This is a genomic window from Microbacterium laevaniformans, from assembly GCF_016907555.1.
GTDB classification, from domain to species: Bacteria; Actinomycetota; Actinomycetes; order Actinomycetales; family Microbacteriaceae; genus Microbacterium; species Microbacterium laevaniformans.
On record NZ_JAFBCE010000001.1, the window covers coordinates 2,427,577 to 2,450,484 of the forward strand.

The window sequence follows — 22,908 nt, forward strand, 5'->3', positions numbered from 1 at the left end:
GCATGACCACCATCACGAAGGTGCTCGTCGCCAACCGCGGCGAGATCGCCGTGCGCATCATCCGTACGCTCCGGAGCCTCGGCATCCGCTCGGTCGCCGTCTTCAGCGACGCCGACGCGAATGCCGTGCACGTCCGCCTCGCCGACGAGGCGGTGCGCCTCGGGCCCGCCCCCGCCGCCCAGAGCTACCTGTCCATCGAGCGTGTGCTGGATGCCGCGCGGCAGACGGGCGCGCAGGCCGTCCACCCCGGTTTCGGCTTCCTTGCCGAAAACGCCGCCTTCGCGAGCGCCTGCGCCGAAGCCGGCATCGTCTTCATCGGCCCGAGCCCCGAGGCGATCGAGATCATGGGCGACAAGATCTCGGCCAAGGGGACGGTGGAAGCCCGGGGTGTGCCCACCGTGCCGGGGCTTGCGCGCGCCGGCCTCACCGACGCGGAGCTGATCGACGGCGCTGCCGGAGTCGGCTTCCCCGTCCTCATCAAGCCCTCCGCGGGCGGAGGCGGCAAAGGGATGCACGTCGTCGAGGAGGAGGCGCAGCTTCCGGCCGCCGTCGCCGCCGCCCGGCGAGAGGCGGCGGCGTCCTTCGGTGACGACACCCTGTTTCTGGAGCGCTACGTCACGACGCCACGGCACATCGAAGTGCAGGTGATCGCCGACTCCCACGGCAACGTCGTGCACCTCGGGGAGCGCGAGTGCTCGCTGCAGCGACGGCATCAGAAGGTCGTCGAGGAGGCTCCCTCTCCCCTGCTGGATGCCGCGACGCGTGCCCGCATCGGGGCCGCCGCATGCGAGACGGCGCGCAGCGTCGGGTACGTGGGCGCCGGCACCGTGGAGTTCATCGTCCCCGCGGACCGTCCGGACGAGTTCTTCTTCATGGAGATGAACACGCGCCTGCAGGTGGAACATCCCGTCACCGAACTCATCACCGGCCTCGACCTGGTGGAGCTGCAGCTGCGCATCGCGGCGGGCGAGGCGCTGCCGTTCCGGCAACAGGACGTGCGCCTGAACGGCCACGCCATCGAGGTGCGCGTCTACGCCGAGGATCCGCAAGCGGGGTTCCTGCCCACCGGCGGCCGGGTCGAACGGGTCGTGCACCCATCGGGACCCGGCATCCGCGTGGACACCTCGCTCGAGGACGGCCTCGACGTTTCCACCGACTACGACCCGATGCTCGCGAAGCTCATCGCGTGGGCTCCGAACCGCGAAGAGGCGCGGCGTCGTCTCGTGGATGCCATCGCCGAGACCGCGATCTTCGGGTTCGAGACCAACCTCACCTTCTTGAAGCTGTTGCTCGAGCGGCCCGAAGTCATCGCCGGTGAGCTCGACACCGGGCTCATCGCCCGCGTCTTCGAGCACCTGCCCTTTCCCGAGACCTCGGAGCGCACCTTCGCGGAAGCCGCGCTCGTCATGCACGCACAGCCGACCGGCACCACCGCGACGGGTCCGACAGGACCCTGGGCGCGCGCCGACGGGTGGCGGCTCGGTCCGGCGGTACCGAGCGCGTTCGACCTCGAGACCTCTGCGCGGCGGGAGCGGGTGCGGGTGTGGGCGTCGCCGCTGCGCGTCGCGGTCGGTGACGGCGAACCGCGAGCCGCCACGGTCGCCCTCGACGAGGGACGGGCAACGGTCGGCATCGGCGGTCTCGGACGCTCCTTCCCGTTCGCGGCGGGATCGGGCGGAGTCTGGCTCCGTACTGACGCAGACGCGGTTCTCGTGCGCGAGCACCGCGCGACATATGGAGCGGACCGCACCGCCGACGCCTCCCCCACACTCACCTCCCCTCTCCCGGGCACGGTCGTCATGGTGGCGGTCGACGAGGGCGCCCATGTCGAGGTGGGCGACGCGATCGTCGCGGTGGAGGCGATGAAGATGGAGCATGTGCTGCGCGCAACGGTGGGCGGCACCGTGCGGCTGACCGTCGCCGCCGGCGATCAGGTCGCCCGCGGCGGCGTCGTGGCCACGATCGAGAGGGAAGACGCATGAGCGACGGCATCGCCGCGGCACGGATCGAGCAGCGGGGGCTCTATTTCGAGGAGTTCATCGAGGGGGCGCTCTACGTGCATGCCCCCGGGCGTACCGTCACGGAAGCCGACAACGTGCTGTTCACGACGCTCACCATGAACACGCAGTCGCTCCACCTCGACGCGGCGTGGGCTGCGGGCACCGAGTTCGGGGAGCGCCTCGTCAACAGCATGTTCACCCTGTCGACGCTGGTCGGCCTGTCGGTCGCCCAGCTCACGCAGGGAACGATCGTGGCGAACCTGGGCTTCGGCCAGGTGGCGTTCCCGGCGCCAGTACGCGTCGGCGACACCCTCTACGCCGAGACGCTCATCACCCGAAAGCGCCTGTCGTCGTCCCGACCGGGGCAGGGCATCGTGGAGTTCGCCCACACGATGCGCAACCAGCGCGACGAGGTCGTGGCCACCGCGACGCGCATGACCCTCATGCGATGCCTGCCCGCGGCGCCGCGACGGGCGTGATCATCCCTCGACCAGAGCCCGGTGCGCCATCGCGGCGAGGATGCCGGCTGCCGCCGCACCGCTGGCGGGCGCGCTGTGGGGCGTGGAGTTGAGCAGACCGAAGACCCCGAGCAGCCGCGTCTCGCGTTCGGCCGCACTCAGGCGAGGAACGGCCGCGGCGAGCACGGTGTCCCAGTCCTGCACGTATTCGCGCTGCAGCCGCCGTACGCGTTGGTTGGTCTCCGCGTCGAGTCCGGCCAGCTCCCGATCCTGGATGCGGATGATGTCAGGGGCCGCGGTCGCGAAGCCGATGTGGAATGCGATGAGCTCGTCCAGCGCAGCGCGCGCCGCGGCGGCATCCGTCACCGGGCCGGCACCGAGGATCTCCCGAGCGCCCTGGAGCAGACGCTCGCTCGCGTCGAGAAGCAGCTCCGCCAGCAGCGCATCCTTGCTCCGGAAGTGCTTGTACAGGGCCGGGCCGCTCATCCCGACGGCTTCCCCGATCTCGACGGTGGTCACCGCCGCGAACCCGCGCCGCGCGAAGAGCGCGGCGGCCTCCGTGAGCAGGCGTGCTCGACGATCAGCCTTCTGCGAGCTGCGCCACGTCGTCACCGGTTCAGCCTACCGAGCCGCTGCGCAGTCCCCGCGGAGGCGTCACGCTTCCCGGGTGATGGTGACCTTCACGTGCAGGTTGCTCTTGAACGGGCCGGCGTAGACGCCCCGCAGCGGCGGGATGTCGTTGTAGTCACGGCCGCGCCCGACCAGCACGTGCCGGTCGCCGATCTCGGCGTTGTTGGTCGGATCGAACCCCTGCCACCCGCCCGAGAACCACTCCACCCAGGCGTGGGACTCGCCGGTCACGGGCACGCCGACCTCGGCATCCGGCTGCGGATGCAGGTACCCCGACACATAGCGCGCGGGGATGCCGACTTCGCGCAGCGCCCCGAGCGTGATGTGGGTGATGTCCTGGCAGACGCCCTTGCGCTCGACCCACGCCTCCGCACCGGTCGAATGCACGCCGGTGATGCCGTGCATGTACTCCATCGCGTCACCGACGGCGGTCGCGATCTCCAGCGCCGCGCGGGCGGGCTCATCGTGACGGGCGGCGATGTCGCGCGCGAGCTCGGCGACCTCGGGATGCGGGCTCGTGCGGGTCGACTGCCCGAGCATCTCCACCGTGCCGATCGAGCGTACGCTCTCGGCTGCGAGCCGCTCCCAGCTCAGCTCGGGGAACTCGAGCGGCCGCGGGCGCACCTCGACGAGCGAGCGGGCGGTGATCTCCAGCGACCGGTGGCCGGCGAGCACGTCGAAGGCGGCGACGCGAGTGCCGAAGTAGTCGAGGTAGTAGTTGACGCTCGTCGACGGGTCGATGTCCAGTTGCGAGCTCAGCACGAACTGACTGTCGGTGGAGATGGGCAGCATCCGCGCCTCGTTGTACGACGCTCCCACGTCGCCCTGATAGGCGAAGCCGGTGGTGTGCTCGATCCGCAGCCGCATCATGATGTCTCTCCGATCCAGCTCGGCTCGGCGTGCGTGGGGAAGAAGCGCCCGCGGATGGCTTCCGAGGCCTCCCGCGTGACCTTCTGCACACGCTCCATGTGATCGGGCAGCTCGCTGAGGATCTCGCCGATCGGCCGGTACTCGAGGTCGTTGCGGATGCGTCCCAGCGCCCGCAGCACGGTGTTCGAGTGGCCGACCCGATCGGCCACGGGGTCGATCTCCCGCATGCACGCTTCGGCCTGGGCGATCGAGTAGGTGATCGAGCGCGGGAACAGCCGGTCCAGCAGCAGGAACTCAGCTGCGTTGGACGCGCTCGGCATCCCGCGGTAGGTGCGTAGATACGCCTCGTAGGCGCCGCAGGAGCGCAGGATCGTCGTCCACGACGGACCGGATGCCTCGGTCAGCGCGCGCGTCGCGAGAAGCCGTGCGGTCATGTCGGTGCGTTCGATCGCCCGCCCCAGCGTCAGGAACTGCCACGCCTCGTCCCGGCTCGTGGAGGAATCGGTGATGCCGACGGCGAGCGCGGAGCGCTCCCGCACCCACTGGAAGAACTCGTGCACCTTCTCGTTGTGCAGGCGGCGCGGCATCCGCGAATTGGTCGTATTCAGCGTCTCCCACAGCTCCGTCGAGACGATCTCGCGCGCGCGGCGGGCGTTCTCGCGCGACGCCTGCACGGCGTAGGCGATGCTCGACGGGTTGGCGCGGTCGACGGCGAGGCTGGTCAGCACGTCGGAGCGGGTGACCTCGACCGTCGGCGGTGGCGGCACCGAGCCCATGACACCCATGAGCGAGCGGCAGGCCGTGTCCTCATCGATCCAGGGGTCCTCCAGCAGCAGCTGGAGGTGCACGTCGAGGATGCGGGCGGTGCCGTCGCTGCGCTCGATGTAGCGTCCGATCCAGAACAGGCTCTCGGCGATCCGGCTCAGCATGGCCTCACCTCCGCATCCGCCCCCGCGGCGCGCACCGGATCCGCGCGTCCCCCTTGCGGCCCACCGTGTCCCACTTGTTGCACACCGTGTCCCACGTCTGGTCGCCCCAGGCCCTTGCAGACGACAGATTCTGGGACATGCTGGCGGGTGGATGCCGCGGCATCCCGCACCGCCGGCTGTCGCGTCACCTCCTGGGTGTCGCGGCCCTGCTGCTGCTGCTGCTCCTGCTGCTCCTGCGTGCTCAGAGGGCGATCCTGCGGCGAGTGCGACTGCTCGCCCTGCGCGTCGTAGATGATCGGGATCGCCTCGGTGACCGAGGCCTGATCGGCGACCAGCCCCGCCAGTCCGCCCGCGGTCTGCACGACGCGGTCACCGCGGTGGGGGGCGTCGCCGCCGACGATCCAGGTGTCCTTCGAGCCGCCACCCTGCGAGGAGTTGACGACGAGCTGGCCTTCCGGCAGCGCCACGCGCGTCAGTCCTCCCGGCAGCACCCACACCTCGTCGCCGTTGTTGACGGCGAACGGACGGAGGTCCGCATGGCGCGGGCGCATCCCATCCTCGACGAGGGTCGGGATGGTCGAGAGCATCACGACCGGTTGAGCGATCCACCCACGCGGGTCGCGGATGAGCTTCTTGCGCAGCTTCTCGAGCTCGGCGGGCGACGCGTCGGGGCCCACCACGAGGCCCTTTCCGCCCGAGCCGTCGACCGGTTTCACGACGAGCTCGTCCAGCCGGTCGAGCACCTCTTCGAGGGCGGCCGGCTCTTCGAGCCGCCACGTGTCGACGTTCTTGAGGATCGGCTCCTCCGCGAGGTAGTAGCGGATGAGGTCGGGCACGTACGTGTAGAGCAGCTTGTCATCGGCGACGCCGTTGCCCACGGCGTTCGCGATGGTCACGTTGCCCAGACGCGCGGCGAGCATGAGGCCGGGAGCACCCAGCATCGAGTCGGCGCGGAACTGCAGCGGGTCGAGGAAGTCGTCGTCCACACGACGGTAGATGACGTCGACGCGGCGCGGTCCACGGGTCGTGCGCATGAAGACCTTGCCGCCGACGCACTGCAGGTCGCGCCCCTCGACGAGCTCGACGCCCATGAGCCGCGCCAGCAGCGTGTGCTCGAAATAGGCCGAGTTGTACACACCCGGCGTCAGCACGACGACGTTCGGATCGTCGATACCGGGCGGGGCTGAGGCGCGGAGGGCCTGCAACAGCTTGTTGGGGTAGTCGCCGACCGGGCGCACCCGCATCGAGACGAACAGCTCGGGGAGCGTCTGGGCCATCACCCGACGGTTGGAGATGACGTAGCTGACGCCGGACGGCACCCGCACGTTGTCCTCCAAGACCCGCATCTCGCCGTTCTCGTCGCGGATGAGGTCGATGCCGGCCACCTGGATGCGCACCCCGTTGGCCGAGTGGATGCCGGCGGCCTGGCGGTAGAAGTACTGGCTGGAGGCGATCAGCGCAGCCGGCAGCACGCCGTCGCGCACGCAGTGCTGGTGGCCGTAGGCGTCGTCGAGGAACGCCTCGAGGGCGCGCACGCGCTGCTGCACGCCCTTCTCGATGTGCGACCACTCGTCGTACTGGATCACACGGGGCACGGCGTCCAGCGGGAACGGACGCTCCTCTCCGGCGAAGTCGAAGGTCACGCCCTGCGCGAGGTACGAGCTGGCGAGCGACTCGGTGCGTCCGCGCAGCTCCTCCTGAGTCATCTTGGCGAGCGCCTGATACAGCTCGCGGTACGCCGGACGGGAGGTCGCTGCGGCGCCGGCGGAGGCGGGCGCCGCGAACATCTCGTCGAAGGCCGGAACGCCGGAGACGGTCTTGCGCGGAGCCAGCGTCGAGCCGTATCCGTCGAACAGGTCACCCATGCCATGAGCCTAGCCCGGGCCGTGTTTCCTGAGTGTGACGACGGATGCCGCGGCATCCGCCCGCGCGCCGTCCGCGGCGACTTAGGATCAGCGCATGCGTACGCGAGCACGGGCAGCCGCCGCCGGCGCGGCCTCCGCCGCCTTCGGTGCCGGGCTCGGCGAGCTTGCCGGCGCCCTCGTGGGGGCGAGTCCCATCGCCGCCGTCGGCGGGGCACTGATCGACCTCTCCCCGCCGTGGGGAAAGGACCTCGCGATCGCTCTGTTCGGCACCGGCGACAAGGCGGCGCTCGTCACCGCGGTCGCCATCGCGCTGCTGCTGATCGGAGCCGGCGCCGGTCTGCTCGCCCGCCGCTCGATGGGCGCCGCGCAGGCTCTCGTCGTCGTGCTGGGGCTGGTGGGCGCGGTGGCCGCCGTGTCACGGGCCGATGCCGCCGCGCTGGCCGTCGTGGCCCCCGCCGTGGGCGCCGGCGCCACGCTCCTCGCCCTGAGCCTGCTCGCGCCGCGCGCCGTGACCGCGCCCTCCGCCGACGATGCTGCGGGCACCTCCCGCCGCACCTTCCTCCTCTGGACCGCCGGCGCGGCGGCGACGGGAGCCCTGGCCGCCGTCGGCGGGTGGGCGCTGCAGACGGGGGCCCGTGCCGCGACCGCGGTCCGTGCGGCGATCACCCTTCCGCGCGCGACGACGACCGTGAGCGTGCCGGCCGGCGCCGATCTCGGCATGCCGCAGTTGGCGCCCGTCATCACCCCCACGAGCGATTTCTACCGGATCGACACGGCGCTCGCGGTGCCGCAGATCGATCCGGCGACCTGGCGTCTGCGCATCCACGGCAAGGTCGACACCGAGGTGGAGATCGGCTGGGACGAGCTGCTCGCCCTCCCTCTCGAAGAGAGCGTGACCACCCTGACGTGCGTGTCGAACGAGGTGGGCGGCGATCTCATCGGCACCGCACGCTGGCTCGGCTATCCGATCCGTCACCTCCTCTCGCGCGCCGGCGTGCAGGCGGATGCCGACATGGTGCTCTCGACGTCGATCGACGGCTTCACCGCGGGCACGCCGCTGGAAGCCCTCACCGACGAGCGCAATGCGATCCTCGCCGTGGGCATGAACGGCGAGCCGCTGCCGATCGCGCACGGCTTCCCCGTGCGGATGGTCGTGCCGGGCCTGTACGGCTACGTGTCGGCGACGAAGTGGGTGACCGATCTGGAGGTCACGCGCTTCGCCGATGCGCAGGGCTACTGGACGCCGCGCGGGTGGTCCGAGCGGGGCCCGATCAAGCTCGCGAGCCGCATCGACGTCCCCCGGCGGGGCGACACGGTCGCGGCCGGCGACACGGTGATCGCCGGCGTCGCCTGGCAGCAGCACGTGGGCGTTCGCGGTGTGCAGGTGCAGATCGACGGCGGGGACTGGCAGGACGCGACGCTCGCCACCGCGATCTCGGCCGACACGTGGGTGCAGTGGTCCCTCCCGTGGCGGGCGACGGCGGGACAGCACACGATCGTGGCCCGCGCGATCGGCATCGACGGGCAGCCGCAGACGCCGACGGTCGCCCCACCGGCGCCGGACGGCGCGACCGGGTGGCCGCGGGTCTCGGTCTCCGTGACCTGAGGCCGGGCGGCTCTCAGCCCTCGAGGACGAGCCGCAGCTGCTCGACGGCCCAGTCGAGCTCGGTCGCACGGACCACGAGCGGCGGCGCGATGCGGATCGTCTGTCCGTGCGTGTCCTTCACGAGAACCCCCCGCGCGAGCAGCCGCTCGGCGATCTCGCGTCCCGTTCCGCGCGCCGGGTCGATGTCGACGCCGGCCCAGAGCCCGGCGACGCGGATCGCGGTGACGCCGTTGCCGACGAGCGGTGCCAGCGTGGCCTCCAGGTGCTCACCGAGCGCGGTGGCGCGCGCCTGGAACTCGCCCGATGCCAGCATCTGCACCACCTGGGCACCGATGGCCGCCGCGAGCGGGTTGCCCCCGAACGTGGACCCGTGCTCGCCGGGACGGATGACCCCGAGGACGTCGCGGTCGGCGACCACCGCCGACAGGGGCACGATCCCGCCGCCGAGCGCCTTGCCCAGCAGGTACACGTCGGGCACGACCTGCTCTCGGTCGCAGGCGAACGTCGTACCCACCCGCGCGAGCCCGGACTGGATCTCGTCCGCGATGAACAGCACGCCTTCGCGGTCGCACACCTCCCGGATGGCGCGGAGGTAGCCGTCGGGCGGGATGACGACGCCCGCCTCACCCTGGATCGGCTCGACCAGCACCGCGGCGGTGTTCTCGTCGATCGCGGCGGCGATGGCGTCGGCATCCCCGTACGGCACGCGGACGAATCCGGGCGCGAAGGGGCCGAAGCCGGCGCGAGCCTGCTCGTCGTCGCTGAAGCCGACGATCGTCGTGGTGCGACCGTGGAAGTTGCCGTCGGCGACGATGATGGTCGCGGCATCCGTGGCGACGCCCTTCGTGCGGTACGCCCACGCGCGGGCGACCTTGATCCCCGTCTCGACGGCCTCCGCACCGGTGTTCATAGGCAGCACGAGGTCCTTGCCGCACAGCTCCGCGAGCGCCGCGGCGAAGGTGCCGAGCTGATCGTTGTGGAACGCTCGGCTCGTCAGCGTGACCCGTCCCAGCTGCGCGGTCGCGGCGGCCAGGAGGGCGGGGTGGCGGTGACCGAAGTTGAGGGCGGAGTAGGCGGCCAGCAGATCGAGGTAGCGCTTGCCCTCGACGTCGGTCACCCAGGCCCCCTCACCGCGGGCGATGACGACCGGCAGCGGGTGGTAGTTGTGCGCGACGTGCTCGTCCTCGGCCGCGATGAGGGCGGCGGAGGATTCGTCGATGGAGATGGCGGAGCTCATTTCATTCCTCGCAGTTCGAGCGTGCAGCATTTGATGCCCCCGCCGCCGAGCAGCAGCTCTGACAGGTCGACGGGAACGGGAACGTAGCCCCGATCGCGCAGCTGGGCATCGAACCCGGTGGCGCGCGGGGAGAGGAAGACGTGACGGCCGTCGGATGCCGCGTTCAGGCCGAACACGGCGCCGTCCTCGTCCGACACGAGGATCGCGTCGGGGTAACGCTCTTCCAGCAGCCGCAGCGACGCCTCGTCGAACGCCGAGGGCAGGTAGGCGATGTTCGCGGCATCCACCCCGCCCTCACCTTCGACCGGATCGAGCACGCAGATCGCGGTGTCGAGGTGGTAGAACCGAGGATCGATCAGGCGGAGGGAGACGACCTCGCGGCCGAAGACATCGGCGACCTCGCGATGACTGTCACCGACGGAGCGGAATCCGGTGCCGGCGAGGATCGTGTCGCCGACGAGAAGGAAGTCTCCCTCGCCCTCCTGCACCTCGACCGGTTCGATCACCTCGACGCCGGCGGCGGCGAACCAGTCCATGAACGGACGCTCCTCCCCTCGCCGTTCCGGAACACGAAAGCGGACTCCGAGCGCTCGGCCGTCGACGACGAAACCGCCGTTGGCCGTGTAGACCATGTCGGGAAGTCCCGGCAGCGGGTCGATCAGTTCGACCTCGTGTCCGAGGGCGAGGTACGTGTCGTACAGCGTCTGCCACTGACGCACGGCCTTGGCCGTGTCGGTCGGTCGCGCCGGCTCCATCCACGGATTGATCGAATAACGCACCGTGAAGTGCTCGGGTCGGCACATCAGGTAGCGGCGGTGATGGGCGATACGGTCGGGCATTCGAGATCCTCGTTCCTCGCCATCCCCATTCTGCCAGAGCACCCTCGGCATCCGCCGAGACTGTCAAGACCGTTGCGGGTTTCATTCCCCTGAGTAGATTCGTCCCATGGCCCGCCGCACGGGAGAGGAAACGCGCGCACTGTTGTTGCGCGTCGGCATGCAGATGCTGCTGGAGCGCGGGGTGGCGGCCGGTGTGCAGCACATCCGTCTGCAGGAAGTACTGCGACGGGCGGGGCTGACCACCGGAGCGGCGTATCGGTTGTGGGCCGATCAGAGCGACTATCAGCGTGACCTCGCAGTGGCGATGGTGCGGCTGCGCATCCGCAGCGACCCCGCCGAGTATCCGCGTGCCGCGATCGAGGATCTCGTCGCGGCGGCGGCCGACGGTGACGAGGTGATCCGCACGGCGGCTGCCGCGCATGTGCAGAGCATCACACTCGACACCGACGATCCGACCCACGATCTGGACGCGCAGCAGTTCCTCGTGACCCTGGCGCTGCGGGCGACGGCCGAGACCTGGCCCGAGCTGCAGGAGGCGACCCGAGAGCGCCATCAGGGATCCATCGCGGCGTTCGCGCAGTTCTACCTCTGGCTCATGGAGGCCTACGGCGTGCGCCTGCGCAGCCCGCTCACGATCGAGGGTTTCACCGAGCTGCTGGCAGCGATGTCGGAGGGCTTCGCGTTGCGGGCGATCGAAGGCACCCCCCACCCGACCGTTGCGGCGAGCGCATCGGACGAATTCCCCGAAGGCGCGTGGACGCTTCTCGGTCTCGGAGTGCGCGCACTGGTGTATGGGCTGATGGTTCCGGTCGAGACGGACGAGCGCGACTGCGAATCGGGCGGGAGCTCTGGGGTCGAGTGAATCCCCCGGCCCCAGAGCGACACTCCCCCCGGCGTGTCACAAGACGGTCCGATCGGACGCACAACCGCGCGTGAGTCGATCCCCGTCTGGCGCTCCCCAGATGCGCCAGAATCATGCTCGCTCGCGCGACCTTCCATCGCCAGAAAGATAAGTTGTTTCTCTCGCTGGGGCGTCGGCGACGGTTGCGTTCCACACCTTCACGAGGCGCTCGTCGGTCTCGGTCGCCGTGCGCGCCAGGCCCTCGGCATCCACATAGTCATAGGTGACCGTGGACGTCTCACCCGTTGCGACGTAGCCCAGGCGCTCGTACAGGCGCCGCGCAGCGGGGTTGTCCACGGCGACGCCCAGGCTCAACCGGGTATGGCCGTGTGCACACATCCACGCTTCGGCGGCGACGACGAGCGCCGTGCCGACGCCCTGACCCCGGCGGTCCGGCCGGACGTTCAGGTTCTTCAGCTCGATCGGCGCCGCGCTGAGATCGAGCTGCCCCGACCCGACCGGGACGTCGCCGACCCACGCGACCAGCAGCATGCTGCGGCCGAGCATCTGAAGCCGCCACATCTCGCGGACGAAGCCCTTGCCGGCTGGCTCATCCGCCTCGATCCGATCGACGTCGGATGCCGAGAGCTCACGGACCTCGACGAACGCCGGCTGCATCAGATGACCTCCGCGCTCCAGCCGTCGGGGTTGCCGAAGCGGTGCGCAGTGATCGACACGGCCTGCTCGCGCAGGAACGGCAGCAGTTCGATGCGGCCGGCGGTGGTGACCTCTCCGGCGTAGACGGCGATGTCGACGTCACCGTCGGTCGCACTGACGAGGGCGTCCTGGATGCGGGCGACGGATGCCGCAGGCCCGACCAGCCGCACGCGCGGTGCGTCACCGTCTTCGCGTGCCGCCTGCAGGCGCTCGATCCACTGCTCGTCGGTCTCGACGAAGACCGCGATGTCGAGATCACCGAGGGCGCGACGCACGCCGGCCGGAAGCCCCACCGGTGCGCTGATCGTCATCCCGCCACCCGCGCGAACGCCCGCGACCACGACGCGCAGCAGGGCCTGCCACGCGGCATCCTGCGTCGCGCGCACCGCCACCTCGACGGGCCGATACCGGAAGAGGTTCCGCTCCACACCGAGCCGTGACACGTCCTTGACGCGGCCGAACTCCCGATCCCAGGCGACCGCATCGGACAGCGCGCCGCGACGCAGCCACTCGAAGGCCTCGTAGTCCAGCGAGGGCTGGGCGGACTCGATGAGCGTCGTGATGCGCGCATCCAGCCCACGCAGGTGCAGCGTCGATGACGGCGCGCCACCCGCCGAGGGCCGCCACGAGCCGAGTCCGATCAGGTAGTTCGGGCCGCCGGCCTTCGTGCCGGCGCCGACCGACGAGCGCTTCCAGCCGCCGAATGGCTGGCGCTGCACGATCGCACCGGTGATGCCGCGGTTGACGTAGAGGTTGCCCGCCTCGACCTGATCGAGCCACAGCTCGAGGTCGGCCGGGTCCTGCGTGTACAGCCCCGCCGTCAGGCCGTACGCGACGGCGTTCTGCAGCTCGACCGCCTCCGACAGCGAGGAGGCGTGCATGATGCCGAGCATCGGGCCGAAGAACTCCTCGAGGTGCGTGCGCGAGCCCGGCCGCACCCCGACGCGGATGCCGGGCCGCCACAGGCGCCCGGCCAGAGCAGCATCGGCGTCGGCCGAACCCTCGATGAGTTCGGGAGCGACCAGCCAGCTCTCACCTTCCTCGAGGGTCGTGAGGGCCCACTCGAGCTTGCCGCGCGGCGTCTCGATCACCGGCCCGACCTCGCTCAACGGGTCGGAGGGTGCTCCCACGCGCAGTGAGCGGACGGCATCGACGAGCTGGCGCGCGAACCGCTCGGAACGCGCGACCGGTCCCACCAGGATCGCGAGCGAGGCGGCGGAGCACTTCTGGCCCGCGTGACCGAAGGCGCTCTTCACCAGATCGGATGCCGCGAGGTCCAGGTCGGCGGACGGCATGACGATCATGGCGTTCTTACCGCTCGTCTCGGCGAGCAGAGGCAGGTCGCGCCGCCACGAGCGGAACAGCTGCGCCGTCTCCCACGAGCCGGTGAGGATGACGCGATCCACGTCGGGATGTGCGATCAGCTGCTGACCCTGCTCCTTCTCGTCGATGTCGACGAGGGCGAGGATGTCGCGCTCGATGCCCTCGGCATCCAACGCCTCCCAGACGGCCTCGGCGACGACGGCGGCGCAGCGCCGCGCCTGCGGGGCGGGTTTGAACACGACGCCCGATCCCGCCGCGAGCGCGGCCAGCACCCCGCCGGCGGGGATCGCGACGGGGAAATTCCAGGGCGGCGCGACCACCGTGAGCGCGGCCGGGACGAACACCGCGCCGCTCACCCGGTCGAGCTCACGCGCCGTCGCGGCGTAATAGTTGGCGAAGTCGACGGCTTCGCTGACTTCGACATCGGCTTCGGCGAACACCTTGCCGGTCTCGCTCGCGGCCACCTCGATGAGCTCGCCGCGCCGAGCCTCGAGCGCACGCGCGACCGCCCGCAGAACCTTCGCTCGATCGTCCGCGGGCACGGCGCCCCACCGTGTCCCGGCGGCCCGAACGCGCGCGACCGTCTCTTCGAGCGACGCCGAATCGTCGATGCGCGCAGCGGCGATGGTCGACTCTCCGGCGCTCGACCCGGCGATCCGCGCCAGAATCGCGTCGGCCCAGGCGCGGTTGGCCGGAAGCGCAGGATCGGTGTCGGGCGCGTTCGCGAACCCCGGCGCACCCTCGGCGCGGACGGATTCACGGAGGTCGAAGACCGCGGTGTCGACGAACGACCCGCCGTCACCCCGACCGTCGGCGATGCCGAGAACCACTTGCGTCAGATCGCCGTCGGCGGCTCCCTCCGTGGTTTCGGCTACGGGCTCCGGGCGGGTGAGGGCGGGGGACGCTCCGCGGCTCGCCGCGTCGTCCCGCCGCGCCTGCGTCCGCTGAGGACCGATGGGAAGGGTGGGGTCGGCGGCCCGGTCCAGCGAGGCGAGGAAACGGTCGCGCTCCCGCGCGAACATCGCCGGGTCATCGGCCAGGTCAAAAGCGGCCGAGAGGAAGTTGTCGCTCGACGCGTTCTCCTCCAATCGGCGCACGAGGTAGCTGATGGCCACATCGAACTCGTCGGGCCGCACGACCGGCACGTACAGGAGCACGTGGCCGACCTCGCGCGAGACCGCCGCCACCTGTCCCTGTGCCATTCCGAGGAGCATCTCGAACTCGACGTCGCCCCGGACGCCGCGCTCCCCCGCCAGCAGCCACGCGTACGCGATGTCGAAGAGGTTGTGGCCGGCGACGCCGAGGCGCACCGCCCGGGAGTTCTCCGGCCGCAGCGCCTCGTCGAGGCACCGCAGGTAGCTGGCGTCGGCGTCGAGCTTGCTCGCATGGGTGGCCAGCGGCCAGCCGTGCATGACGGCATCCACCCGTTCCATCGCGAGGTTCGCGCCCTTGACGAGTCGCACCTTGATACGAGCGCCCCCGCCGTCGACCCGCTGCTGAGCCCAGGCGGTGAGCTGCCGCAGGGCCGGCAACGCATCGGGAAGGTAGGCCTGCAGGACGATGCCCGCCTCCAGGTCACGCAGCCGCGGATCCTCCAGCAGTCGGGTGAACACCGCGATCGTCAGGTCGAGGTCGCGGTACTCCTCCATGTCCAGATTGATGAACGTCTGAGCGGACTCGGGCCCCGCCGAGGAGGCGGCCGTCAGGTACAGCGGGAGCAGGCGGTCGACCACCCGGTCGACGACCTGGTCGAAGGCCCACATCGAGATGTGGCTCGCGATGGCCGACACCTTCACCGAGACGTAGTCGACGTCGTCGCGACGGATGAGATCGTGGATGCCCTCCAGGCGGCGCAGCGCTTCGGCTTCGCCCAGCACGGCTTCGCCCAGGAGGTTCAGATTGAGGCGCGCACCGGATTCCCGGATGGCCGTCAGGGCGGGGCCCAGCTTGTCGGGCCGGGCATCGACGATGAGGTGCCCGACCATCTCGCGCAGCGCTTTGCGCGCGATCGGCACCGTCGGCGCTGGAAGAATCGGCCCGACGGCACCCGCGGTGCGCACCGCCGCCCGCAGGTACCAGGGCAAGAACTGCGGAACCAGAGGCGCCACGCGCTGCAGGTTCGCCGCGGCGGCGCTCAACGACTCGGGACGCATGACACCGTCGACGAAGCCGATCGTGAACGGCAGGCCGTGCGGATCCTTGAGCACGCCCGCCAGCCGTTCGGCGGCGGGATCGACGTCGGCAGCCGCAGACTCGTCCACCCAGCGTCGCGCCAGCGAGATGGCGCTGTCGGCGAGCGCGGATGCCGAAGGAGGCGTGGTGGTGTCGTCGGTCACGTCTCCAGAGTGCACTGTGTCCATGCGTCCAGCGTGAGGCACGCATATGATTCGGCAAAAGCGATGATCTTTGACGGATATCGTTCGATGACGGCGATGTTTTCTCCGGCGCGACCACGACGCAGCCGAGACGACGGCGACGGGTGACGGAAGGAGCGCGCGTGTTCGAGTTGAGACGCCTCCGACTGCTGCACGAACTCGCCCAGCGCGGCACGATCGCCGCCGTCGCACAGGCCTTGGCGTACAGCCCGTCCACGATCTCGCAGCAGTTGTCGCAGTTGGAGCGCGAGGCGGGAGTGGCGCTGCTCGCTCCGGATGGACGCCGCGTGCGGCTGACCGCGCACGGCGAGACGCTGGCCGCCTACGCGGCGCGCGCCCTCGATGCCGACGAGGAGATCCGCGGCGAACTCGAAGACACCCGCCTCGGGATCGCGCCGGTGCGTCTCGCCGTGCTGCAGACGGCCGCCCGCGCTCTCGTGCCCGCAGCCCTGACCCTGCTCGCCGAGCGGACGCCGGGCCTGCGCGTGGAGATCTCCGAGCTGCCGCCCGAAGAGGGGTTGTTCGAGCTCGGAGCGCGCGGCTTCGACCTCGCGATCGCCGAGCAGTACCCGGGGCTCACTCGCCCGCACCGATCGGCGCTCGATCGGGACCTGCTCGGCGTCGATCCGATCCGGCTGGCGACGGCGCGCGCCATCGGGCCGCTGGCCGACCTGGCCGAACACGCCTGGGTGATGGAGCCGCGCGGCACGGCAGCGCGCGAGTGGGCGATGCAGCAGTGCCGCGCCGCCGGGTTCGAGCCGGACGTCCGCTTCGAGCTCGCCGACCTCAGCGGGCATGCCGAGCTGATCGCCGCCGGTCACGCCGTCGGACTGCTGCCCGATCTGCTGTGGGCCGGCGGTGCGCCCCCGGTGCACCTCAGCGCGCTTCCGGGCGACCCGGCGCGCGAGATCTTCACGGCGGCTCGCCGATCCAGCCGCAACCGTCCCGGCATCCGCAGCGTCCGCGAGGCTCTCGCCGACGCGTTCGTCGCGCGCCGGGTCTGACGCCGGCATCCCTGCGGGATCAGTCCCACTCGCTCGGCGCGGGGGCCTTCGTCGAGGGCAGCGCGCTGTCGCGAGCCCAGTCGGCCACCCACTGCGGCAGCGGTGGGAGATCATCCGGCCGCTCGAGCGCCTCGAAGAGCTCGTCGGTGTTCACCACGCCGCCGGTGCGGCGCAGGAAGCGCGCGCGGACGATCATCTCGGCGTAGACCTCGCCGTCCACGACCGCGCGGTGCATCTGGTAGACGGCCTTGTCATCGTGGGCGTACAGGCGGGATTCGACCGTGAAGCGCTGCCAGAGCTGCAGCGACTTGCGGAAGGTCACCGTCTCACTGGCGACCACCGCGTACCAGCCCTGCGCGTTCATCGCATCCCAGATGCCGGTGCGGATCAGCAGGTCGAAGCGGCCGAGGTCGAACAGCGAGGCGTAGCGGCCGTTGTTCATGTGACCGAGGAGGTCGATGTCGGTCGGGAGCGTCCGCAGCCTGATGCGCCCCACGGTGCGCGGCGGCAACGGGCCGCGCCGATGCAGCAGCACCTTCGCGCGCCAGATCGTCAGGAGGGTCCGCCACCATACATTCACGAAGCGCGATGCTAGCGGATTCCCCGATGGGCTCCTGGCATCTCTTGTGGGGTTCCCACAGTCCTCGTGGTGCCGCCGCGACGAGGGTGGAGCGCGGCATCCATCGATTTCGTGAATCGGAAGGGCCGCCGTAGAGTCTGGCCATGGAAGCCCCCACCGACATCACCGCGCAGACCGACACCGTCGTCCGTCCCGTTCGTGACGTGGATGCCGAGGCCCTCGGACGTGTCCACGCCACGTGCTGGCACGAGACCTACGACCACCTCATCAGCAAGGCTGCTCTGGAAAACGTCTCACCCAAGCGCCTCGCCGAGCTGTGGACGCACTGGGCCCAGCAGGGCCCCGAGTTCAAGATGTTCGCCGCCCTCGTCGGCGGCGAGATCGTCGGATTCGCCGGCTCGGGCCCGGCGCGCGACCGCGACGCTCCGCGCACGCGTGAGCTCTACTTCATCTACCTGCTCGACCAGTTCCACGGCACCGGCATCGGGCAGCAGCTGTTCGACGCGACGGTCGACGCCGACGAGGAGCTCTACCTCTGGGTCGCCGAGGACAACCCGCGGGCGCACCGCTTCTACGCGCGCAACGGTTTCACGCTCGACGGCGCCACGCACACCGAGCCGTTCCTCGGCGAGACGCTCACCGAGGTCCGCTTCGTGCGCTGATCGCGCCTGCCGCGTCGCGGGTTCCGCCGGCCCCACCGCGCTGACGAACTCCGCAGATTCTGACGAACTCCGCATCCAGATCGCCGATCGGATGCGGAGTTCGTCGCATTCTGCGGAGATGCTCGGCTGAGCGGCGGCCACTGTCGGGACGCTGATCGCGCGCGTCAGCGCCCGCTGACCGTGCCGAACAGGCGGGCGATCGGGGCGAGCACGAGCGGGCGGGCGGCGACCCACGCGGCGGCGATGACCACGAGCGAGACCACGAACAGCCAGAAGCCGGTCCAGTTGTCCGCAGAGGCCGTCGGGTCGACCGAGCCCTGCGCGGCGTACATGTGGTTGAGGTTGCGCAGCGCCCCGGTCGCGAGCACGAGAACGACGTGGATGACGATGAACACGACGAAGAACAGCATCACCGGGAAGTGCACCTTGCGCGCCCACTCGATCGGGTAGGCGGCGCTGAGCTTCAGGTTCTTCTTCGGCCACATCCCGCTCATCCGGAAGCCGGTGATCGCGGCGAGCGGGGCGGCGATGAAGACGGTCGAGAAGTAGGCGAGCTGCTGCAGCGCGTTGTAGTTGACCCAGCCGTTCTCGGTCGGCCAGTCCAGCGAGACGTACTGCAGCGCGGCGCTGAGCGCGTTGGGGACGACTTCCCAGCTCGTGGGGACTATCCGCATCCACTGGCCGGTGACGAACAGCAGCACGATGAAGACGGCGCCGTTGATGAGCCACAGGATGTCGAGCGCCTGATGGAACCAGATCGTCAGGCTCGTCTTGCCCTTGGGGTTGTTCTTCGGCGCCCAGAAGACGCTCGGCCGCTTCTCGCGGCGGATCGTGAGCCCCGAGCGGATGATCAGCACCATCAGGAAGACGTTGAAGAAGTGCTGCCAGCCGAGCCACGCGGGGATGCCGACGGGCGCACCGGCAGGCAGGTGGTACTCCCCGGGGTAGGTCGCGAGGAAGTCGCGCGGGCCGTCGAGGCTCAGCAGGAACCGCACCGCGAGCACCGCCATGCCCGCCGCGAACAGGAGCCCGATCCCGCCGACGATGACGGTGCCCGCCCACTGCGTCTTCGTGAACGGGCCGATGCGCTGCGGTTCAGGCTTCGGCTGCGGCCGACGCGACGCGGCACGACCGGCCCACGCGGTCTGCGGTACGGTCAGCGGCGCACGCGGACCCTCGGCGACGGCGGGAACGAGAGGGCTGTCGGCGGCGTAGGCGACCTCCGCGGAGGCATTCTCCTCACCGGGCGCCGCGGCATCGACGGCGGCCACGGCGACCGCGGTCGATGCAGCCACCTCGGTGCCGGCGGGTGGCCAGGCGTCGCCGCCCGCGACGCGGGGCAGCCCGCGTCGCACCGATGGGGCGCCGTCGGCCGCGGCGGGTCGGGGCGTCGGAGCGGAGACCGCGGCCGCCTCCGCGTACGCCGCCTCGGCGTCAGCGGCAGCAGCGACGACGCCGGTCGGCCACGGCTCGCCTCCGGCGACGCGCGGCAAGCCCCGGCGTACGACGGTCTCGCTGCCGCGGGAAAGTGCGGAGGCGGCCACCGCGGTCGCCTGTTGCCCCGAGTGCGTCGGTGCGACGGCGGACGGCGCCATGTCTGCCTCGGCGACAGTGCTCTCCACGACAGGGGTCGCCTCCACGACGGCCTCGGCGGGCGCGCTCGCGGCCGGCGGCCACGGTTCTCCACCGGCGACGCGCGGCAAGCCGCGGCGCATGGACGATCCGCCGGTCGCCATCAGGCCTTCCTGGCGTCGAGGGCGGCGATCAGCTGCGGGACGACCGTGAACACGTCCCCCACGATGCCGAAGTCGGCGATGTCGAAGATCGGGGCGTCGCCGTCTTTATTGATCGCGACGATCGTCTTCGCGGTCTGCATGCCGGCTTTGTGCTGGATCGCGCCCGAGATGCCGAGAGCGACATACAACTGCGGAGACACCGACACACCGGTCTGACCGACCTGGTGCGAGTAAGGGATGTACCCGGCATCCACGGCGGCCCGCGAGGCGCCCACAGCCGCGCCGAGGGCATCGGCGAGCTGCTCGACGAGTGCGAACTTCTCGGCCGAGCCGAGTCCGCGTCCGCCCGAGACGACCTTTGCGGCGCCGCGCAGCTCCGGCCGCGACGATGCCGCAACCTCGGCCTCGAAGCCGGTGATCCGCGCCGCCGGGGCGCCGGAGGCGGCGACCTCCAGCGGCACGACCCGCGGCTCGGTGACCGCGGCGGCACGGGCATCGACCGCGCCCTGGCGCACCGTGACGACGAGAGGGCCGAAGGTGGCGGCGCTCGTGACGTTGTACGCCCCGCCGTAGACGGAGTGCTGTGCGAGCACGCCCTCGTCGTCGCGGGAGACGCCGACGACGTCCACGGCCAGAGCCGCGCGCGAGCGCGCCGCGTACCGCCCGGCGATGTCGCGTCCCTCGATGGAGTTCGAGACGAGCACGGCATCGGGCTTCACCCGCTCGGATGCCGCGGCGACGGCATCGACCAGGGGCACCGTCAGGGATCCGTCCGCGCCGCCGAGGCCCGCGGTGAGCACGACCGCGGCGCCCAGCGCACCCGCCGCCGCGGCGAGGGCGGCATGCGCCTTCTCGTCGGCGACGATGAGCGCGACCGGCGTGCCGATGCCAGCGGCGGCACCGAGCAGTCCGGCAGCCGAGCTGGCCAGCTCGCCGCCCGTCGTGACATCCAGCAGGACGAGAATCGAGTCCGAGGCGACATCCACCATCACGTTCTCCACCGTCTTCTTCCCAGGGCCGTTCTCAGGCCAGTCGGTTCTCGACGAGGAAGGCCGCGAGCTTGTCCGCGGCGTCGCCCTCGTCGACGATCTTGATTCCTGCGCCGCGCGGGGGCTTTTCGGCGACCGCCGTCATGATCGATTGGGCGGCCACGGACGGGGCGACGTCGACGCCCAGGTCGGCCAGCGATACGGTCTCGAACGGCTTCTTCTTGGCCGCCATGATGCCCTTGAAGTTCGGGAACCGGGCATCCGGCAGAGCTTCGGTGATCGAGATCACAGCCGGCAGGGTCGCGCTCACCTGCGCAGTGCCGAAGTCGGTGGCGCGCGTGCCGGTGATCTCGCCCTCGCCGATCGTGACCGCCGACAGCGCGGTGGCCTGCGGGACCTGCAGGTGCTCGGCGATCATCGACGGCAGCACGCCGCCGGTGCCGTCGGTGGAGAGGTTGCCCGTGATGACGAGGTCGAACCCGATGCGACGCACCGCGGCGGCGAGCACGACCGCGGTCACGCCCAGATCGGCGCCGGCCAGCGCCGGGTCGACGACCTGAAGCGCGGATGCCGCGCCCATCGCGAGCCCCTTGCGGATGGTGGCCGCGGCCTCCTCCGATGCCATCGAGACCACAGCGACCTCCGTGCCGGCGTGCGCATCGGCGTACGAGAGGGCGACCTCGAGGGCCCGCTCGCCGATCTCATCGAGCACACGCTCCGACGCGGACCGCACGGCGAGCCCGGTCTCGAGGTCGAGCTTGCGGTCGCCGTAGGTGTCAGGGACTTCTTTGACCAGCACCACGATCTTCATCGGTTCTCCTTGCGACGCATTCATTCTAGAAGGTGCGACTCAGTATCGCATCCGTTGACACTCAGGTTCATCCCCGGTGGCACCGCGGATGCCGCGCTAGCGTGAGATCATCGCGCACGGCATCCCGAGCGCCGAGCCGTTCGAGGAGATCCCCGTGAGCCGCACGCCCTCGTCGCCGCGTGATCCGATCGCGGAGGCGCGTCGCCAGTGGGTGGCGCACGGCTGGCCCGAGGCGGCGGCCGGAATGGCGGCGGTGACGAGCGTCATGCGGGCACACCAGATTCTGCTCGCGCGCGTCGACGAGACCCTGAAGCCCTTCTCGCTCACGTTCGCCCGGTACGAGCTGCTGACGCTGCTGAGCTTCACCCGCGAGGGACGGATGCCGCTGTCGTCGGCGGCGAGCCGATTGCAGGTGCACCCGACGAGTGTGACCAACACCGTCGACCGGCTCGAAGCGGCCGGGCTCGTCACGCGTGAGCCGCACCCCGGCGATCGCCGGGCAACGCTCGTCGCCCTGACAACAGCGGGGCGCGACCTGTCGGCGCGAGCCACGGCGGCGCTCAACGCCGCCGTGTTCGCCGCGCCGGGGCTCGAGGCCGGCGACGTGGAAGGCCTCGTCGCGATCGTGGCGCGACTGCGCCGGTCGGCCGGCGACGTCGTCAGCGATTCGTGAATCGCGGCGGACGCTTCTCCCGGAAGGCGGCCATGCCCTCCTTCTGGTCGTCGAGCGCGAAGAGCGACGTGAAGACCTGCTTCTCGAAGCGCAGCCCCTCGGCAGCGCTGGTCTCCAGCGAGGCCCGCAGCGACTCCTTCGCGGCGTAGAGCACGGGCAGCGATTTCGCGGCGATCTGCTCGGCCATCGCCTCCGCCTCGGCGAGCAGGTCGGCGGCGGGCACGACGCGGGAGACCAGACCGGCCCGCTCGGCTTCGACGGCATCCATCATCCGCCCGGTGAGCACGAGCTCGGCCGCCTTGTAGTAACCGATCGCGCGCGGCAGACGCTGCGTGCCACCGAGGCCGGGGATGACGCCGAGCGTGATCTCCGGCTGGCCGAAGCGGGCGCTGTCGGCGGCCAGGATGATGTCGCAGGCCATCGCCAGCTCGCACCCGCCGCCGAGCGCGTACCCCGCGACGGCGGCGATGACGGGGGTGCGCACACGCGAGAAGGCCTCGAGACCGACGAAGGGGTTGCGCAGCGCCATCTCGACCGGCGACTTGTCCTCCATCTCCTTGATGTCGGCTCCGGCGGCGAAGGCGCGCTCCGAGCCGGTCACGACGATGCACCCGATCTCTTCGTCGGCGTCGAATGCGACCGCCGCGGCGGCGAGTTCGTCGACCAGGGTCGAGTTGAGCGCGTTGAGCGCCTCGGGCCTGTTCAGGGTGATCCAGCCGACGCGGCCGCGGGTGGAGACGAGGATCGTGGAGTAGTCGCTCAT

Annotated in this window: 20 protein-coding genes; 7 read left to right on the forward strand and 13 right to left on the reverse strand. The window is 70.8% G+C overall.

Features of this window, described 5'->3' with window-relative positions; genetic code table 11:
• Window positions 1–2 precede the first annotated feature (2 nt).
• Both JOE53_RS11660 and JOE53_RS11665 read left to right on the forward strand, forming a co-directional pair.
• A complete protein-coding gene (locus JOE53_RS11660; RefSeq protein WP_204947811.1) occupies window positions 3–1,982 on the forward strand; it encodes an acetyl-CoA carboxylase biotin carboxylase subunit in 1,980 nt (659 codons plus the stop codon).
• Complete coding sequence (locus JOE53_RS11665) at window positions 1,979–2,479, forward strand: MaoC family dehydratase (RefSeq protein WP_036286952.1); 501 nt, start codon at window positions 1,979–1,981, stop codon at window positions 2,477–2,479. The genes JOE53_RS11660 and JOE53_RS11665 overlap by 4 nt, the downstream gene beginning before the upstream one ends.
• Here the strand turns inward: JOE53_RS11665 and JOE53_RS11670 are convergent, their stop codons facing one another.
• The 4 genes from JOE53_RS11670 to JOE53_RS11685 are packed head-to-tail and all read right to left on the reverse strand — an operon-like array spanning window position 2,480 to window position 6,752.
• Window positions 2,480–3,070, reverse strand: a complete 591-nt coding sequence (locus JOE53_RS11670) for a TetR/AcrR family transcriptional regulator (RefSeq protein ID WP_036286949.1) — start codon at window positions 3,068–3,070, stop codon at window positions 2,480–2,482.
• A gap of 42 nt (window positions 3,071–3,112) precedes the next feature.
• Window positions 3,113–3,958 (reverse strand): transglutaminase family protein, encoded by an 846-nt coding sequence (locus tag JOE53_RS11675; RefSeq protein ID WP_036286947.1) that lies wholly within the window; start codon window positions 3,956–3,958, stop codon window positions 3,113–3,115.
• Window positions 3,955–4,887: an alpha-E domain-containing protein gene (locus tag JOE53_RS11680; protein ID WP_204947812.1), complete on the reverse strand. Its 933-nt coding sequence runs from the start codon at window positions 4,885–4,887 to the stop codon at window positions 3,955–3,957. The genes JOE53_RS11675 and JOE53_RS11680 overlap by 4 nt, the downstream gene beginning before the upstream one ends.
• Window positions 4,881–6,752: a circularly permuted type 2 ATP-grasp protein gene (locus JOE53_RS11685; protein ID WP_233449558.1), complete on the reverse strand. Its 1,872-nt coding sequence runs from the start codon at window positions 6,750–6,752 to the stop codon at window positions 4,881–4,883. Before JOE53_RS11685 ends, JOE53_RS11680 begins: the two co-directional genes overlap by 7 nt.
• A 94-nt stretch (window positions 6,753–6,846) precedes the next feature.
• Here JOE53_RS11685 and JOE53_RS11690 point away from each other — a divergent pair, with 94 nt between their 5' ends.
• The gene (locus JOE53_RS11690) at window positions 6,847–8,358 is read left to right on the forward strand and encodes a molybdopterin-dependent oxidoreductase (protein WP_204947813.1); all 1,512 of its coding nucleotides are present in this window, start codon (window positions 6,847–6,849) and stop codon (window positions 8,356–8,358) included.
• A 13-nt stretch (window positions 8,359–8,371) separates the two neighbouring features.
• Here the strand turns inward: JOE53_RS11690 and rocD are convergent, their stop codons facing one another.
• Both rocD and ddaH read right to left on the reverse strand, forming a co-directional pair.
• A complete protein-coding gene (rocD, locus tag JOE53_RS11695; RefSeq protein WP_204947814.1) occupies window positions 8,372–9,595 on the reverse strand; it encodes an ornithine--oxo-acid transaminase in 1,224 nt (407 codons plus the stop codon).
• Window positions 9,592–10,434, reverse strand: coding sequence for a dimethylargininase (gene ddaH, locus JOE53_RS11700; protein ID WP_204947815.1), 843 nt, complete (start codon window positions 10,432–10,434; stop codon window positions 9,592–9,594). Before ddaH ends, rocD begins: the two co-directional genes overlap by 4 nt.
• 106 nt (window positions 10,435–10,540) lie before the next feature.
• On the opposite strand from ddaH, the gene JOE53_RS11705 reads away from it, so the two are divergent.
• Entirely contained in the window at window positions 10,541–11,296 is a 756-nt protein-coding gene (locus JOE53_RS11705; RefSeq protein WP_204947816.1) for a hypothetical protein, read from the forward strand.
• Between the two features lie 111 nt (window positions 11,297–11,407).
• On the opposite strand, the gene JOE53_RS11710 is transcribed toward JOE53_RS11705, so the two are convergent.
• Together JOE53_RS11710 and JOE53_RS11715 are read right to left on the reverse strand one after the other, a co-directional pair.
• Window positions 11,408–11,953 (reverse strand): GNAT family N-acetyltransferase, encoded by a 546-nt coding sequence (locus tag JOE53_RS11710; protein WP_204947817.1) that lies wholly within the window; start codon window positions 11,951–11,953, stop codon window positions 11,408–11,410.
• On the reverse strand, window positions 11,953–15,675 hold the full coding sequence (locus JOE53_RS11715) for a proline dehydrogenase family protein (RefSeq protein WP_061683822.1): 3,723 nt from the start codon (window positions 15,673–15,675) through the stop codon (window positions 11,953–11,955). The genes JOE53_RS11710 and JOE53_RS11715 overlap by 1 nt, the downstream gene beginning before the upstream one ends.
• 137 nt (window positions 15,676–15,812) lie before the next feature.
• On the opposite strand from JOE53_RS11715, the gene JOE53_RS11720 reads away from it, so the two are divergent.
• Entirely contained in the window at window positions 15,813–16,694 is an 882-nt protein-coding gene (locus tag JOE53_RS11720; protein ID WP_061683823.1) for a LysR family transcriptional regulator, read from the forward strand.
• A gap of 19 nt (window positions 16,695–16,713) precedes the next feature.
• Here JOE53_RS11720 and JOE53_RS11725 read toward each other — a convergent pair whose 3' ends face one another.
• Window positions 16,714–17,274, reverse strand: a complete 561-nt coding sequence (locus tag JOE53_RS11725; RefSeq protein ID WP_036289974.1) for an acyl-CoA thioesterase — start codon at window positions 17,272–17,274, stop codon at window positions 16,714–16,716.
• Window positions 17,275–17,417: 143 nt separating this feature from the next.
• Between JOE53_RS11725 and JOE53_RS11730 the strand changes: the two genes are divergently transcribed.
• Window positions 17,418–17,936, forward strand: a complete 519-nt coding sequence (locus JOE53_RS11730) for a GNAT family N-acetyltransferase (RefSeq protein WP_061683824.1) — start codon at window positions 17,418–17,420, stop codon at window positions 17,934–17,936.
• A gap of 164 nt (window positions 17,937–18,100) precedes the next feature.
• On the opposite strand, the gene JOE53_RS11735 is transcribed toward JOE53_RS11730, so the two are convergent.
• From JOE53_RS11735 to JOE53_RS11745, 3 genes are read right to left on the reverse strand one after another with little or no spacing between them, the layout of a single operon-like run.
• Complete coding sequence (locus JOE53_RS11735; protein WP_204947818.1) at window positions 18,101–19,672, reverse strand: cytochrome b/b6 domain-containing protein; 1,572 nt, start codon at window positions 19,670–19,672, stop codon at window positions 18,101–18,103.
• Entirely contained in the window at window positions 19,672–20,661 is a 990-nt protein-coding gene (locus JOE53_RS11740) for an electron transfer flavoprotein subunit alpha/FixB family protein (protein WP_204948232.1), read from the reverse strand. The genes JOE53_RS11735 and JOE53_RS11740 overlap by 1 nt, the downstream gene beginning before the upstream one ends.
• 34 nt (window positions 20,662–20,695) lie before the next feature.
• Entirely contained in the window at window positions 20,696–21,472 is a 777-nt protein-coding gene (locus JOE53_RS11745; RefSeq protein WP_204947819.1) for an electron transfer flavoprotein subunit beta/FixA family protein, read from the reverse strand.
• Between the two features lie 154 nt (window positions 21,473–21,626).
• Between JOE53_RS11745 and JOE53_RS11750 the strand changes: the two genes are divergently transcribed.
• Entirely contained in the window at window positions 21,627–22,145 is a 519-nt protein-coding gene (locus JOE53_RS11750) for a MarR family transcriptional regulator (RefSeq protein ID WP_271171019.1), read from the forward strand.
• Here the strand turns inward: JOE53_RS11750 and JOE53_RS11755 are convergent.
• On the reverse strand, window positions 22,132–22,908 hold the full coding sequence (locus JOE53_RS11755; protein ID WP_204947820.1) for an enoyl-CoA hydratase-related protein: 777 nt from the start codon (window positions 22,906–22,908) through the stop codon (window positions 22,132–22,134). The genes JOE53_RS11750 and JOE53_RS11755 overlap by 14 nt on opposite strands.

Excerpts from the sequence above, each read along its gene's own strand:
- ddaH (WP_204947815.1), bottom strand. The coding sequence starts at position 10,434 with ATGCCCGACCGTATCGCCCATCACCGCCGCTACCTGATGTGCCGACCC.
- JOE53_RS11735 (WP_204947818.1), bottom strand. The coding sequence starts at position 19,672 with ATGGCGACCGGCGGATCGTCCATGCGCCGCGGCTTGCCGCGCGTCGCC.
- JOE53_RS11660 (WP_204947811.1), top strand. The coding sequence starts at position 3 with ATGACCACCATCACGAAGGTGCTCGTCGCCAACCGCGGCGAGATCGCC.
- JOE53_RS11755 (WP_204947820.1), bottom strand. The coding sequence starts at position 22,908 with ATGAGCGACTACTCCACGATCCTCGTCTCCACCCGCGGCCGCGTCGGC.
- JOE53_RS11740 (WP_204948232.1), bottom strand. The coding sequence starts at position 20,661 with ATGGTGGATGTCGCCTCGGACTCGATTCTCGTCCTGCTGGATGTCACG.
- JOE53_RS11705 (WP_204947816.1), top strand. The coding sequence starts at position 10,541 with ATGGCCCGCCGCACGGGAGAGGAAACGCGCGCACTGTTGTTGCGCGTC.
- JOE53_RS11710 (WP_204947817.1), bottom strand. The coding sequence starts at position 11,953 with ATGCAGCCGGCGTTCGTCGAGGTCCGTGAGCTCTCGGCATCCGACGTC.
- JOE53_RS11675 (WP_036286947.1), bottom strand. The coding sequence starts at position 3,958 with ATGATGCGGCTGCGGATCGAGCACACCACCGGCTTCGCCTATCAGGGC.
- rocD (WP_204947814.1), bottom strand. The coding sequence starts at position 9,595 with ATGAGCTCCGCCATCTCCATCGACGAATCCTCCGCCGCCCTCATCGCG.
- JOE53_RS11690 (WP_204947813.1), top strand. The coding sequence starts at position 6,847 with ATGCGTACGCGAGCACGGGCAGCCGCCGCCGGCGCGGCCTCCGCCGCC.
- JOE53_RS11680 (WP_204947812.1), bottom strand. The coding sequence starts at position 4,887 with ATGCTGAGCCGGATCGCCGAGAGCCTGTTCTGGATCGGACGCTACATC.
- JOE53_RS11715 (WP_061683822.1), bottom strand. The coding sequence starts at position 15,675 with ATGGACACAGTGCACTCTGGAGACGTGACCGACGACACCACCACGCCT.
- JOE53_RS11665 (WP_036286952.1), top strand. The coding sequence starts at position 1,979 with ATGAGCGACGGCATCGCCGCGGCACGGATCGAGCAGCGGGGGCTCTAT.
- JOE53_RS11745 (WP_204947819.1), bottom strand. The coding sequence starts at position 21,472 with ATGAAGATCGTGGTGCTGGTCAAAGAAGTCCCTGACACCTACGGCGAC.
- JOE53_RS11685 (WP_233449558.1), bottom strand. The coding sequence starts at position 6,752 with ATGGGTGACCTGTTCGACGGATACGGCTCGACGCTGGCTCCGCGCAAG.
- JOE53_RS11730 (WP_061683824.1), top strand. The coding sequence starts at position 17,418 with ATGGAAGCCCCCACCGACATCACCGCGCAGACCGACACCGTCGTCCGT.